Below are 409 nucleotides of genomic sequence, written 5' to 3' on the forward strand. Positions count from 1 at the left end.
TTGGACCGAGCCGATTGAGAGGCTACTGCATGGCCGCTGCCATGGGTAGCCGGAAGGCCAGATCCGGGAAGCTGACAGGCGCGGGCGGCCGATAGCCCAGGGACGAATGCGGCCGGACGCGGTTGTAGGTAGTTTGCCAACGGCCGATCACGATCTGCGCCTCCTTCAGCGAGTAGGAGATCGCTTGTCTCAGGCACTCATCCTGAAGCTTGCCCTTGACGCTCTCGCAGTACCCGTGCTCCCACGGCGAGCCCGGCGCAATCTACTGGATCTGTCCTCCGACTTTGGCGACCCATTTGCGCCACGCCTTGGACATCTTCTCAGGGCCATTCTCGCACCGTATGTGCTCCGGGATGCCGTGCATGCACATGGCCACGGCCCGCGTCTCGATCACGCCGACGCTGTTGGG

Annotated in this window: 1 pseudogene; it reads right to left on the reverse strand. The window is 63.6% G+C overall.

The features are described from left to right. Nucleotides 1-22: 22 nt before the first annotated feature. Nucleotides 23-409, reverse strand: a pseudogene (locus MKK65_RS22565) (integrase core domain-containing protein); the annotation flags it as partial.

The sequence above is a fragment of the Methylobacterium sp. J-001 genome, from assembly GCF_022829565.1.
Classification (GTDB): domain Bacteria; phylum Pseudomonadota; class Alphaproteobacteria; order Rhizobiales; family Beijerinckiaceae; genus Methylobacterium.